At 70.5% G+C, this 13,053-nt stretch carries 9 protein-coding genes; 1 reads left to right on the forward strand and 8 read right to left on the reverse strand.

Annotated elements, in window-relative coordinates:
* Positions 1 to 3: 3 nt before the first annotated feature.
* The 7 genes from ACZ4IF_RS29630 to ACZ4IF_RS29660 all read right to left on the reverse strand — a co-directional run bounded on the left by ACZ4IF_RS29630 (position 4) and on the right by ACZ4IF_RS29660 (position 10,009).
* The gene (locus ACZ4IF_RS29630) at positions 4 to 1,293 is read right to left on the reverse strand and encodes an SGNH/GDSL hydrolase family protein (RefSeq protein WP_467568197.1); all 1,290 of its coding nucleotides are present in this window, start codon (positions 1,291 to 1,293) and stop codon (positions 4 to 6) included.
* Entirely contained in the window at positions 1,290 to 3,665 is a 2,376-nt protein-coding gene (locus ACZ4IF_RS29635; RefSeq protein WP_467568199.1) for a glycosyl hydrolase family 95 catalytic domain-containing protein, read from the reverse strand. The genes ACZ4IF_RS29630 and ACZ4IF_RS29635 overlap by 4 nt, the downstream gene beginning before the upstream one ends.
* Positions 3,666 to 3,721: 56 nt before the next feature.
* Entirely contained in the window at positions 3,722 to 5,554 is a 1,833-nt protein-coding gene (locus ACZ4IF_RS29640) for an alpha-galactosidase D (protein ID WP_467568201.1), read from the reverse strand.
* 68 nt (positions 5,555 to 5,622) lie between these two features.
* Complete coding sequence (locus ACZ4IF_RS29645) at positions 5,623 to 6,540, reverse strand: carbohydrate ABC transporter permease (protein ID WP_467568203.1); 918 nt, start codon at positions 6,538 to 6,540, stop codon at positions 5,623 to 5,625.
* Positions 6,537 to 7,472, reverse strand: coding sequence for a carbohydrate ABC transporter permease (locus tag ACZ4IF_RS29650; RefSeq protein ID WP_467568205.1), 936 nt, complete (start codon positions 7,470 to 7,472; stop codon positions 6,537 to 6,539). Before ACZ4IF_RS29650 ends, ACZ4IF_RS29645 begins: the two co-directional genes overlap by 4 nt.
* 26 nt (positions 7,473 to 7,498) lie before the next feature.
* Positions 7,499 to 8,812 carry an ABC transporter substrate-binding protein gene (locus ACZ4IF_RS29655; protein ID WP_467568207.1) on the reverse strand — a complete coding sequence of 438 codons (1,314 nt, stop codon included), beginning with the start codon at positions 8,810 to 8,812 and terminating at the stop codon, positions 7,499 to 7,501.
* Between the two features lie 18 nt (positions 8,813 to 8,830).
* Entirely contained in the window at positions 8,831 to 10,009 is a 1,179-nt protein-coding gene (locus tag ACZ4IF_RS29660) for an ROK family transcriptional regulator (RefSeq protein ID WP_359490242.1), read from the reverse strand.
* Between the two features lie 185 nt (positions 10,010 to 10,194).
* Here ACZ4IF_RS29660 and ACZ4IF_RS29665 point away from each other — a divergent pair, with 185 nt between their 5' ends.
* Complete coding sequence (locus ACZ4IF_RS29665; RefSeq protein ID WP_467568209.1) at positions 10,195 to 12,303, forward strand: alpha-galactosidase; 2,109 nt, start codon at positions 10,195 to 10,197, stop codon at positions 12,301 to 12,303.
* Positions 12,304 to 12,423: 120 nt separating this feature from the next.
* Here the strand turns inward: ACZ4IF_RS29665 and ACZ4IF_RS29670 are convergent, their stop codons facing one another.
* Positions 12,424 to 13,047, reverse strand: coding sequence for a hypothetical protein (locus tag ACZ4IF_RS29670; RefSeq protein ID WP_467568211.1), 624 nt, complete (start codon positions 13,045 to 13,047; stop codon positions 12,424 to 12,426).
* Between the last annotated feature and the right edge of the window lie 6 nt (positions 13,048 to 13,053).

A 13,053-nucleotide genomic window follows, 5' to 3' on the forward strand; every position in this document is an offset into this window, starting at 1 on the left:
GCCTCAGCACGAGGTCAGGCTCCCGAGCTCGACCGCGTCGGCCATCGCCTGCATCCCCTTGTCATTGGGGTGCAGGTGATCGCCGCCGTCGAAGAACGGCAGGACGCGTTCGTGGTCGTAGGGGCTGCGCAGCGTCCGGTCGAAGTCGGTGACGGCGTCGAACAGGCCGCCGTCCCGGATGAACGCGTTGACCTCGACACGCACGGCCTCCGCCGCCGCGTCCCATTCGGACCAGCCCTTGAAGGGCGCGATGGTGGCCCCGACGACGCACTTGCCCGCCGCGTGCGCCCGTTCCACGATCTTCCGGTAGCCGTCGATCATGTCCTGGGCGGTGACACCGGTATGGGCCTTGATGTCGTTGACGCCCTCGAAGAGGAAGACCGTGCGGACCCCCGGATGCGACAGCACGTCGCGTTGCAGCCGGTTGAGCGCACTCTGTCCGGCACCGTCCGCGAGGACCTTGTTCCCGGAGATCCCCTCGTTGGCCACACCCCGCACGGGGCCGCCCGCCTGCTGGAGGCGACGGGCGAGGTAGTCGGGCCAGCGGCGGTTCAGGTCGCCGCTGGACTGCCAGCCGTCGGTGATGGAGTCGCCGAGCGTGACGACGGCGGAGGTGTCTGCGGCCGCCCGGACGGTGACGGCGTCGAGGTAGAACCAGGAGCCGATCCGCTCGGTCCAGTTGGCTGCGCCCTCCTCCGCCGTGTGGTCGCCGGGGGCCGCGTACGAGGTCTGCATGGCCATCCCGTGCCCGGTCGCGGTGCCCTCGGCGCGGGCCGTGTGCAGGCTGACGACCAGGTCGGTCGCGGCGGGCAGCCGGCCGGGCAGCGGGTCGCTGTACGCGGTGGCTCCGGCGGGCACGGTGACGGAGGCCGCGCCGCCGAAGGTCAGGCGCCGGTTGCTGCCGTGCACGAGTTCCGCGCCGGCGCTCTGCCGGCCCGCGTACACGCTGTCGAAGGTCACGGGCCCGTCGCCGAACGCGTTGGAGAGCCGGATCCGGGCCTGGTCCCCGCCGGCGCTCGTGTGCACGACGAGCCGGTAGCTGTGGTCGGCGACCGCGCCACCCACGCGGTCGGCGCTGGCGCCCCAGGTGATGACGTCGTCGTGTGCGGCGCGGGCCTGGGCCGAGGACGTCCGGGCCGGGGCGGAGGACGTCCGGGCCGCGGACACCTCGGTGGTGTGTCCCTGGACGGTGTGTCCCTGGACGGTGGTCGCGCACGCCGGTCCGCCGAGGGCGGTGACGAGCAGTGTGGCGACGGTGACGGCCGTCCGGCGTGCTCCCGGGCGCGCCGTCATCGGTCGAACCCGCGGAGGGTGACGGACGCGCCGGGCGCCACGGTGACCTGCCGTGAGGTGCTGCCGTGCGCCACGGTCGTCGTCCGGCCGCCGACGCTGTGGATCCGCACCTCGGTCGGTGTGCCGTCGCGCCAGCTCAGGTCGACGACGAAGCCGCCGCGTACGCCGACTCCGGTGACCGAGCCCGACGTCGCCCAGGCGCCGGGCAGCGCCGGCAGGAGTTCGAGGTGCCCGGGGCGTGAGTGGACGAGCATCTCGATCATCGCGGCGGGGGTGCCGAAGTTGGCGTCGATCTGGAAGATGCCGCGGCCCTTCTCCACCTCGTAGATGTCGAAGAGGTTGGGTGCCGTTCCGTTGCTGCCGTTCGTCGAGGGGCGGAGGTTGTTCACGACGAGCTGGTACGCCTTGTCGGCGTTCTTCAGGCGGGCCCAGCACAGGGCACGCCAGGCGTTCGCCCAGCCGAAGCTCTCCGTGCCGCGGGCGGTGAGCAGAGCCGTGGCGCCGTCCACGACGGCCTTGGGTGTGGAGTCGTCCGGCCGAATACGGTCCCCGGGGAAGAGCCCCACGAGGGGGGACAGGTGTCGGTGTGTGGTCTCACCGAGGTTGTCGGGTGACATCCACTCCTCCAGCCAGCCGGTCTTGTCACTCACCCGGGGAAGGTACAGCCGCCCGCGCAGAGAGCCGATCGTCTCGGCGTACGCCTTGTCCTTCCCCAACTCCTTCGTCGCCGCAAGGTAGTTGCCGAAGAGAGCCCACACCAGTTCCTGGGCGTAGGTGATGCCCTTGGCGTCGAGCGGGCCGTGTTCGGGCGACCAGTCGCTGTCGGCCACGAGCACCTCCTCGCCGGTGTCCGGCAGGGTGGTGGTCAGCAGCCGCGCCTCCCAGAACTCGCAGGCGCCCTTGAGCATCGGATAGATCTTCGCGAGGTGGGCGCGGGAGCGTGTGTACTCGTAGTGCTCCCACAGGCTGTTGCAGAGCCAGGCGTTGCCCGCCGGGTGCCACCACCAGCCCATGCCTCCGTGGACGTTTGTGGAGATGGCGACCGTCCAGCCGGCGATCCGTCCGGTCGAGTTGCGGTAGCGGTTGCGCGGGTCATTGAAGAGGCGGTGGGTGAGGTCCGTCCACGAGGGCAGCTGGGCGAGGCAGTAGTCGGTGAGCGCGTCGAAGCAGTCCGACAGTCCGGCGCGGTCGGCCATCCAGTAGTTCATCTGGAGGTTGATGTCGGTGTGGTAGTCGCCCATCCAGTCGGGGTCGTTGCCGTCCAGCCACAGACCCTGGAGGTTCAGCGGCAGACTGCCCCGTGAGCCGGAGATCATCAGATACCGGCCGAACTGCAGGTAGGCGGCCTCCAGTTCGGGATCGGGGGCGTCGTCCCTGGCACGGGCCTGGAGGCGTTCCCAGGTGTCCAGGGCTCGTTGCTCGGCGGAGGACGTGCCGAGCGAGAGGTCCTGCTGTGCGAACAGGGCCCGGTAGTCGGCGACATGGGTGCGCAGCAGGGTGGCGGCGCTGTGCGCGGCGGCGTCGCCCACCTTGGTGCGGGCGAGCCGCTCCGGGTCGAGGGACGGGTCGCGGTAGTGGGTGGCGGCGTCGGGCCGGTAGTTCGTGCCTCCGCTCACCACCACGGTGAGGCTCCTGCAGTCGGTGAAGGTGATCCGGGGGCCGTCGACGGTCACCTTGCCGCCGCTGCCGTACGCCTTCACCGCGGCTCCGTGGCGCAGACCGCCGGGCAGCGTGCCGCCGAAGGACAGGCCCTTCACGTTCTCGCCGTGTGTGCCGTCCAGGGTGACGGTGCCGCTGTAACTGCCGCCGCCGCTCTGGTCGAAGTGCAGGACGATCGCGTCGTCGGGGCGGCTGGCGAACATGCTGCGCCGGTACGTGGTGCCCGAGCGCCGGTACGTGGTGGTGACGAGACCCTGGGTGAGGTCGAGGGCGCGCCGGTAGTCGTTCACCGCGGACAGGTCGTGGTCGGGGATGTCGACGGTGAGGCGGGCGAGGAGGGTGAAGGATCCGAAGTCGTCGCGGGAGTAGGGGAACTGGCCGTCGGAGTCGAGTGTGCCGTTGAGTCCGCCGGTCCACAGGGTGGCGTCGGTGATCAGGAGGAGTTCCCGGCCCGGGTCGTTGCCCGCCAGGGCACCCAGTCGGCCGTTGCCGAGGGGCAGGCCCTGCCGGATCATCGAGTGCTCGTCCGCGGGCGCCCGCCACCACAGCTCGTGGTGCGGGCCGGCGGTCGGGCCGGGTGTCGTGGTGGGACGCTGCGGTGCGGCGGAGGCGGTGAAGACGGGCAGGGTGCCGAGGGCGGTGGCGGCTCCGGCCACGGCGGCGAGGGAGAGCAGGCGGCGTCTGCTGGGGTGGCTTCCGGGTGCGGTATCCATACGTGTCTCCGGGGCAGGGCGGGGCCCCGGCCGTCAGGTGCCGGGGCCCCGCGGGTTCAGGAGGACTGAGGTACGTCGATCCGGTCGATGTCGGGCGCGTAGCCCGAACCGCTGTCGAAGGTGATCGTGTTGCTGCCCGCCTTGAGCGCGACGGGCACGCTCACGCTCTCGACGCTCCCCCAGTCGCCCGTGGACGGGAACTTGTGCGAGGTGGCCTTGTTGCCGTTCGCCGAGATGTCGGCGGAGCGTGCGTCACCGCTGACGTAGGCGACCTTGATCAGGTAGGTGCCCGCCTTGTCCACGGTCACGTCGTTGAAGCGGAGGCTGCCGCCGAGGTAGAGATTGCCGATCTTGTGGTCGCCGGAGCATGCGGAGCAGCCGGCCACGGAGGCGTTGCCGGCGAGGGTGTTGGCCGTGGCCTCGGCCTCGTACGCCGTGGCCTTGAGGGCGCCGTCGCGTGGGGTGACGGTGAACAGGCGCGAGCCGTGGGCGGGCAGGGCCTCGGTCACCTTGTCCTTGTAGGTGCCGAGGTTCTCGTGGTTCCACAGGTCGCGGACCGCGGCCTTGCCGGTGAGGCCGAGCGACGCCCAGTGGGCGGTGACGGCGGCGGGCTCGTCGTCGAGGTTGAAGAGGGCGACCGTGTAGCTGCCGTCGGCGTTCTTCGCGGCCCACACCTGCTGCGCGTCGGAGGGGGTGACCGGCCGGGCGGGCGGGGTGCTGCCCTGGTTGACGGCGATGACCTCACGGTTGGTCAGCAGGGAGACACCGTAGGCGTCCAGGCGGGTGAGGTCGTCGCCGGTGTAGAGCGGGGACTTGGCGATGGCCCACAGGGTCGCGTAGCTCTGCCGTTCCGCCTTGGTGAGGCCGTCCATGGCGCCGTTGCCGACGTCCAGGGAGTCGAGGTCGTTCCAGCCGCCGGGTCCGGCGTGCCGCGTCCAGCCGGGGGTGTCGTCCCACCGGTCGTCGACGGAGTTCTCCCAGCTGACGAGCGTGTTGCAGTAGCACTCGACGTCGGTGTCGACGCGCCAGCCGTTGGAGTACTTCTTCCAGTCGGCGGCGTGTCCGATGTCGAGCGACCAGGACACCTCGAGGTGGACGGGGCGGCCGGCGGAGGCGATGGCCTTCTGCCAGGCGGCGACGTCGGCAACGTTGTCGTACTGGTCGCCGCTCTTGCCGGATCCCGGTCCGACGCCGTCCAGCTTGAGGAAGTCGTAGCCCCAGTCGGCCAGCAGCCTGGCCTGGGAGTCGACGTACTTCTGGGTGCACGGCTCGGAGAAGTCGAGCTTGTAGGCGCTGTCCCAGCCGTTGGTGGTGCGCAGGTCGCCGTAGACGATGTCGCCGGTGGTGCAGCCCTCGGCGTCGTGGATGGGCGACTTGCCGTCGTTGTAGGCCTCCTTCTCCAGGCCGACGGGCAGATAGATACCGGCCTTGAGGCCCTTGGAGTGGATGTGGTCGGCGACGGACTTCATGCCGTGCGGGAAGCGGCCGGGGTCGGCCTTCTGGCGGGCGTACTGGTCGAACTCGGGCTTCCAGGACAGGTCGCGCCACCAGCCGGCGTCGATGTTGACGTACTCGTAGCCGTACGGCTTGAGCTTGGCGGCCAGGGCGTCCGTCTGCTTCAGGACGTTCGCCTCGGTGAGGTAGCTGTAGTCGCCGTCGGGGTTGAGGCCCGGGTACTTGGACGACTGCATGCTCCAGCTCGACCAGCCCATGTACGGCTGGGCGGCCAGGGCGGGGGCGTCGGCCGTGGACGCAGCGCCGGGGGGCGCCGGCGCCGTGACCGGCCCGGCGTGCGCCTGGGCCGGGACGGCCGTGGCGACGCCCGCGGTGAGGGCGAGGACGGTCATGGTTCTCAGGACGGGCATGACGGGGTACGAGGATGACCGCATGGGTCGGACCTCCTGGGACGGTGTCAGCGGGGGCGGGGGACGCGGTGGGACTCCGGCGTCGTGGCGGCTCAGCCCTTGCCCGAGCCGATGGTGAGTCCGCTGATGAACTGGCGCTGGAGCGCGAAGTACACCAGCAGCGTGGGGATCGCGGTCATCAGCGCACCGGCCGCGATCAGATTGGGGTTGGTGAAGTACTGGCCCTGGAGGTTGGCCAGGGCCGAGGTGATGGGCCGCTTGTCGCCGGTCTCGACGAGCGCGAGCGGCCAGAAGAAGTCGTTGTAGATCCAGATCGATTCGAGGGTGGCGAGGGCCGCGAACGCGGGGCGGCACAGCGGCAGGATGATCTGGAAGAACTGCCGCCAGACGGGCGCGCCGTCGACGAGTGCCGCCTCGGAGATCTCCTTGGGGATCGTCTTCATGTAGTTGCTGAGGACGAAGGTGCAGAACCCCGACTGGTACGCGATGTGGATCGCGATGATGCCCCAGGCGGAGTTGTACAGCAGGAGCGAGTCGCTCATCCACTCCGGCAGCGGGATGAGGAGGTAGAGGCGGTACAGGGGGGTGATGAGGACCTGCGCCGGGAGGAGGTTGCCCGCCGTGAACAGCATCAGCAGGACGATGTTCCAGCGGAAGTCGAAGCGGGAGACGAAGAAGGCGACGGCTGCCGAGAAGAGCAGGGTGCCGAGGACCGACGGGACGGTGATGAGGACGGAGTTCCAGAAGAAGTGCGGCATGCCGGACTGGTTCCAGGCGTCCGTGAAGTTGCCGAGTCCCAGGCTGTGCGGCCAGGAGAGGTAACCGTGCTTCGCCGTGTCGGAGTACGGGCGCAGCGAGGTGTACACGGCCCACAGCAGCGGGACGAGCCAGAGCAGTGCGATGCCGCCGAGCATCAGATGGCGGCCCGTCTGCCGCCTGGGCCTGCCGGGTGCCGGCCGCGTCCGGGGTTCCCGCACGTCGGAGGCGGGCCGGGTGAGGGTCGTGGTCACTGGTCCTCCTTGCGGAACGTCTGGACGAGGAAGGTCCCGATGGCGGCGAGCGAGACCAGGAGCAGGACGACCGCGAGGGCGGAGCCGTAACCGATGTGGCTGGACTCGCCGATGATGTTGTCGGTGATGAGGAGGGACAGCAGTTCCATGCCGGGTTTGCTGCCGACACCGCCGCCGAGGACGTACACGATGTCGAAGGCCCGCAGGGACTCCATGACCGTGACGACCAGGATGATCACGTTGACGGGCTTCAGCGCCGGGAAGACCACGCGCAGGAACGTCTGCCGGCCGTTGGCGCCGTCGAGCGCGGCGGCCTCCTTGAGCGCCGGGTCGAAGCCCTTCAGCCCGGCCAGGTAGAGGATCATGATGTAGCCGGTGTGCCGCCAGCCGGAGGCGACGAGCACGGCCCACAGGTTGAGGTCCGGGTTGCCGAGCCAGTCGATGTGGTGGCCCGGTCCGGCGGCGTTCAGGATGCCGTTGAGGAGTCCGGTGTCCGGGTTGTAGATGATCTCCCAGATGAAGCCGACGACGGCCAGGGACAGCACCATCGGCAGGAAGATCGCGGTCTGGTAGATCCGGGTGAAGCGGATCTTCCGGTCGAGTTGGTAGGCGAGGAAGATACCGAACGGCGTGGGCAGCAGCGCGGTGAACAGCAGCCAGATGACGTTGTGCCGGACGGCCGGCCAGAAGGGCGGGTAATTGCCGAGGATCTGCTGGTAGTTGTCGAGGCCGGTCCAGTGGATGTCGGCCAGGTCGATGCCGTCCCAGGTGGTGAACGACAGTCCCAGGGAGGCCAGTGCGGGCAGCCAGACGAAGAAGAGCAGTGCGGCCAGCGGGATGCCGATGACGACCGCGAGGAAGACCCGGTCACCGGCGGTGAGACGACGGGCGCGGGCGCGGGAGCGCTTGGGTGCGAGGGGGGCGGAGGACACGGTGGGTGCGGCCTTTCCGGTCCTGGTCAGCCGGTGAAGAAGCGGGAGCGCTGGGACTCGATCTTCTTCAGCGTTCCGCTGCCGTCGTCCGGGTGGCCGAGCCACTCGGTCAGGCCGGGCAGGACGACGGTGGAGATGAAGCCGGGATCGCTGTCGCGGTCGGCGAACTGGCTGATGTGCTTGGCGGAGGCGATGAGCTGGGCGGACTTCTTCTGCAGCGCGTTGTACGAGCCCGTGTCGGCCTGGGTGTTGACGGCGAGGTTGCTGGGGTCGGCGCCCATGTACAGTTCCTCGGCCCCGGCGCCGCCGAGGAACTCCAGGAACTTCCGGGCACCGTCGTCGTTCTTGGGCCGTCGGCTGAGCATGAAGCCGTCGGTGGGCGCCTCGACCGCGTCCTGTCCGTGGGCGGCGTCGATCTCGGGGAAGGGGAAGAAGTCGATGTCGGCGCGGATCTTCTCGTCGGTGACCTGCTGGCCGAGGAACAGGCCGATGACGGCCATGCCGGACTTCTTGTCGAGCAGCGACTGGGCCGCGTCCTGCCAGGAACGGCCGCCGGCGCTCTGCTGGTAGTACGGAGTCAGTTCGCGCCACAGGTCGAGGACGGCCACGGCACGCTTGTCGGTCCAGGAGACCTCGCCGCGCATCAGGGACATGTGGAAGTCGTAGCCGTTGGCCCGCAGGTCGAGGTAGTCGAAGGCGCCGAGGATGCTCCAGCTGTCGCCGCCGCCGTAGCCGGAGGCGACGGGCGCGAGGCCGTCCTTCTTCATCCGCTTGGCGAGCGCGATGAACTCGCTCCACTTGGTGGGGACTTGGTAGCCGCGCTCGGCGAAGAGGCTCTTGCGGTAGAAGACGGCCCACGGGTAGTTGTACAGCGGAACGAAGTAGTACTTGCCGTCCTCGCCGCGGGAGAGCTGCTTGGTGGCGTCGCTGAAGTTGGCGCCTATCGAGTCCCAGACGTCGTCGATGGGGCTGCAGAGCTTCTTCTTCGCGAAGTACTGCATGCGGTAGCCGGCGAACCAGGTGAAGACGTCGTCCGGGGTGCCCTGGAGGTAGGTGGAGATGCTCTTCTGGAAGGTGTCGTGGTCGACGGTGTTCGTCTTCACCTTCAGTCCGCTGTCCCGGGCGAACGCCTTGGTGACGGCGGCGTAGGCCGACTTGGGGGTGGCGTCGGCGCCGTTGGACCCGAAGGTGACCGTCTTCGGGTCGGCGCCCGCTCCCCCGCCGCAGGCGCTCAGCAGGGGTGCGCCCAGGGCGGCGGCGCCGAGTCCGAACAGCCCACCGACCACGTTGCGCCGGCCTGGGCCGCGCGCAGCCAGGTGAGGGCGGCTCTGCTGCGTCATCGTTGCTCCTCGTGCGTGCTAGTGCGTGTCTGATCTGATGAAGGACTGGATAGCGGTGGCGGCGGCCCCGCGCGCCCACTCCTCGAACGGCAGCGGGCGGGTCAGGACGTCGCACCGCGCGGCCGAGCCGAAGGCGGCCGCGGCGAACGCGTCACGGATCTGTCCAGCGAACAGGTCGTAGGCGGCCAGGCCCTCGCCGGAGATGATCACCCGCTCGGGACCGAGCAGGTTGGCCACGGTCGCCAGGGCCCGGCCGATCGCCTCGCCCGCCCGTGCGTACACCTCACGGGCGCCGGGGTCGCCCGTGTGTGCCAGGTCCAGTGCCGCGGCGGCGTCGGCCACGTCGACGCCGGTCGCCTCCCGGACCTGGGCGACGATCGCCGAGTCCGCGGCGATCGCCTCGACACAGCCGCGGTTTCCGCAGTGGCAGAGGGGCCCTGCCGGGTCGATGGCGACGTGCCCGATCTCGCCGGCCACGCCGTGCGCGCCGGACACGACCCGGCCGTGCACCACGAGTCCGCAGCCGATACCGGCGCCGACGGTGACCAGCGCGAAGTCGGAGAGCCCCACTCCGGCACCGAACCACTGCTCGGCGACGGTCAGCGCCCGGACGTCGTTGTCGACGGTGACGGGAAGTCCCGTGGTCATCCCCGCGAGTTCGGCGAGCGGCACGTCACGCCAGTCCAGGAAGGGCGAGTAGCGCACCACTCCGGCGGCGCGGTCCACGTCGCCGGAGACGGCGATGCCGAGTCCCTGGACCCGGACTCCGAAGCCGTCGGCCTCGGCGAGCAGTTCCTGGACGAGTGCCGCCGTCGAGGCCAGCACGGCCTTGGGGTCCCGGCTGCGGAGGGGCAGGTGCCGGGCCACCCTGATGCGGCAGCACAAGTCGGTGAGGACGGCGATGAGTTCGTCGCCCGTGACCTTGACGCCGATGAACAGCGCCCGTCCCCCGTCCACCCGCACCGGGTTGGCGGGACGCCCGAGCGAGGACTGCCGGGCGTCCTCGTCGACGTCCTCGACGAGATAGCCGGCCTCGATGAGGGGCTTGACCGCCTTGGTGACCGCGGCCGCCGACAGACGGGTCCGCCCGGCTATCTCCGACCGGGTGAGCGGGCCGTGGGACAGCACGGTGGTGAAGATCTGGGAGGCGGCGGGGGTGTGGGCCAAGAACGCCTCGGTGCGAGAGGTCGAACGCATGGCCCGGAACCTAGGTCCCTTATTTTCTGCTGTCAATGAAAGAAGCAGGATTATCTTGAGACTCCGCTGCGAGGCGACCTCAACCTGCAAAAGACAGATACACGCGAGGTGTTGACACACGATCGAAGGTCAGGGTTGGCTTTCGAACGTCTCATGGCACGAGCGGAACGTGAGGATCCCCGTCGATGATCTCCTTCGCCCCGGACACCGGGGTCTGGCTGCTGACCACACCGCGCACGTCGTACGCGCTGCGCGTCGACGCCTCCGGGGTGCCCTGCCATCTCGCGTGGGGCCCGAGGCTGACACTCGCGGAAGCGGAGGAACTCGTCGGGCCCCCGCCCGCCGAGGTCAGCAGCTTCGAGGGAAGACCCGGCATCGGTGAGGAACTCCCCGTGGACGGCGGGACCCGCTACGGCCCGCCGTCCCTCCAGGTCCGTTTCGCGGACGGATCCCGCGCCTTCGAGTGGCAGCACACCGGTCACCGTGTCCACGACGGCGAACTCGCGCTGGAGTTCCGCGACCGCCGCCACCCCCTGCACGTCACGCTGCACTACCGGGTGCGGCCCGACACGGACGTCATCGAGCGCTGGACCGTGGTCCGCAACGCAGGTGACGAGCAGGTCACCCTGCTGCGGGCCGATTCGGCGGCATGGTCCCTGCCCGCGCTCGGCGACTACCGGCTCAGCCATGTCACCGGCCAGTGGTCCGCCGAGAGCCGGCTGCGCCGCGAGCCCCTCCCGCACGGCGAGACCGTGCTGACGAGCCGTCGCGGGATCACCAGCCATCACGCGAACCCCTGGGTGATGCTCGACGCCGGTGAGGCGACCGAGGACCACGGGCGCGTGTGGAGCGCCGCCCTCGCGTGGAGCGGGAGCTGGCGCGTCACCGTCCAGCGCACCCCGGACGGGCGGGCCGGATTCACCGGTGGGGCGGGGCACGACGGGACGACGGTTCCGCTCGCGCCCGGCGAGGAGTTCACCACTCCCCCGTTCGCGGCACTGTGCACGGACGGCGGTTTCGGCGCGGCCAGCCGGGCCTGGCACGCGTACACGCTGGCCCATGTGCTGGCGCACGGCGACGAGACCGCTCCGGTGCTCTACAACTCCTGGGAGGCGACCGGCTTCGACGTCGACGAGGTCGGTCAGAAGGCGCTCGCGGAGCGCGCGGCGGAGCTCGGGGTCGAGCTCTACGTCGTCGACGACGGCTGGTTCGGGCGGCGGCGCAGCGACCGGGCCGGTCTCGGAGACTGGACGCCCGCCCCCGACCGCTTCCCCGACGGACTGGGGCCGCTGGTCCGGGCCGTGCACGACCTGGGGATGGGCTTCGGTCTGTGGGTGGAGCCGGAGATGGTGAACCCGGACAGCGACCTCTACCGCAACCACCCGGACTGGGTGCTGCACTTCCCCGGCCGCCACCGGTCCGAGCTCCGCAACCAGCTCGTCCTCAACTTCGCCCGCCAGGACGTCGCCGACTGGGCCCACGACTGGCTGACCCGGCTGGTCGGCGACCACGGCATCGACTTCCTGAAGTGGGACATGAACCGGGCGTTCAGCGAACCCGGCTGGCCCGGCCGTCCCGACGGCGCGGACCGTCTCGGTCCCGCGTACGTGCGCAACCTCTACGCCGTCGTCGACCGGCTGCGCGCGGACCACCCGGGGCTGCGGATCGAGTCGTGCAGCGGCGGGGGCGGCCGGGTCGACCTGGGCATCCTGTCCCGTACGGACCAGGCGTGGGCGTCGGACAACACGGACGCCGCCGACCGCATGTGGATCCAGCACGGCTACGGTCAGGTCTATCCCGCGCGCACCATGGGCGCCTGGGTCACCGACGTGCCGAACCAGCTCACCGGCAGGACCGTTCCGCTGCGCTTCCGCTTCCATGTGGCGATGGCCGGGGCCCTGGGCATCGGCGGCGACCTCACCCGCTGGTCGGAGGACGAACTGCGGGAGGGCGCGGCCTTGGTCGCCGAGTACAAACGGGTGCGCCATCTCGTCCAGCACGGCCGGATGGACCGTCTGTCACCACCCACCGAGGAAGGCGTCTGCGCCGTCCAGTACACCGCTCCGGACGCCTCGGAGACCGTACTGCTCGCGAGCCGCAGGACCGCGGGCCACGGCGCCCCGCGCCGGCCGGTCCGCCTGCGCGGTCTCGCTCCGGGAGCGCGCTACCGCGACACCGCCACGGACACCGTCCACCACGCCACGGTGCTCACCGAGTACGGCCTCCAGCCGGATCTGCCGCGGGGAGACTGGTCGAGTGCGCTGATCCACCTGGTGCGGGAACCGGGGGCCTGACGTCGGCGACCGCCCGCCCGGGGCCGAGGGGGTCCACCGCGCCCGGGTCACCACGCTCCGCCGTACCGGCCGGGCGGGCGCCGCGGGGCGCAGCCGCCCGAGGAGCGAGCGCGGACGGGATCAGTAGCGCTGGGCCTTGGCCAGTGCGGGAGTCAGCCTGGGTTCCGTGGGCTCCCTGCTGATCACGATGGGCTGCTTCCGCGCGCCCGGTTCGAGGTTCTCCGCTCCCACGAACCTCGTCTCCACCACCTTGCCGTCCGGGTTCTTGAAGTCGACCTGCACGGCGTACGACGCCTTCTTGTCGGTCTTGTTGGTGATGGTGACGAGTACGGCGCGCAGGCCACCGGTCTCCGCGGTGGGCAGTCCGGTCATGGCGACCTCCGACCGCGCGTTGCCGCCGTCCTTGACGTCCTTGAGCTCCTTCTCCGCGACCGCCGCCGAGCGGGCGGTCTCGGCGGACACGGACGCCTCGAACTCCGAGGCGCGGGCGGAGGCGGAGGAGGCCGCCGCCGACGCCTGGCCGCGGGCCGACTCGATGATCGAGGACGCGGCCGAGGCCATGGCGGAGGGCGGCGTCCCGCTGAAGGACGCGGTGTTCGGCGGGGTCGGGCGAGGACTCACGGAGGAGCCGCCGCTGTCGTCGCCCGAGCCGCACGAGACGAGCAGGGAGCCGCACGCGAGCGCTGCCGCCAGGACCGCGATCCTGCCGGTCCGGGTTCTGCCGTGGGAAGTACGTGTGCTCATGAAGGC

Source organism: Streptomyces sp. NPDC025784 (assembly GCF_055558435.1).

Bases quoted from the DNA above. Each gene is read 5' to 3' on its own strand.
- ACZ4IF_RS29630 (WP_467568197.1), bottom strand. From the start codon at position 1,293: ATGACGGCGCGCCCGGGAGCACGCCGGACGGCCGTCACCGTCGCCACA.
- ACZ4IF_RS29640 (WP_467568201.1), bottom strand. From the start codon at position 5,554: ATGCGGTCATCCTCGTACCCCGTCATGCCCGTCCTGAGAACCATGACC.
- ACZ4IF_RS29660 (WP_359490242.1), bottom strand. From the start codon at position 10,009: ATGCGTTCGACCTCTCGCACCGAGGCGTTCTTGGCCCACACCCCCGCC.
- ACZ4IF_RS29670 (WP_467568211.1), bottom strand. From the start codon at position 13,047: ATGAGCACACGTACTTCCCACGGCAGAACCCGGACCGGCAGGATCGCG.
- ACZ4IF_RS29635 (WP_467568199.1), bottom strand. From the start codon at position 3,665: ATGGATACCGCACCCGGAAGCCACCCCAGCAGACGCCGCCTGCTCTCC.
- ACZ4IF_RS29655 (WP_467568207.1), bottom strand. From the start codon at position 8,812: ATGACGCAGCAGAGCCGCCCTCACCTGGCTGCGCGCGGCCCAGGCCGG.
- ACZ4IF_RS29665 (WP_467568209.1), top strand. From the start codon at position 10,195: ATGATCTCCTTCGCCCCGGACACCGGGGTCTGGCTGCTGACCACACCG.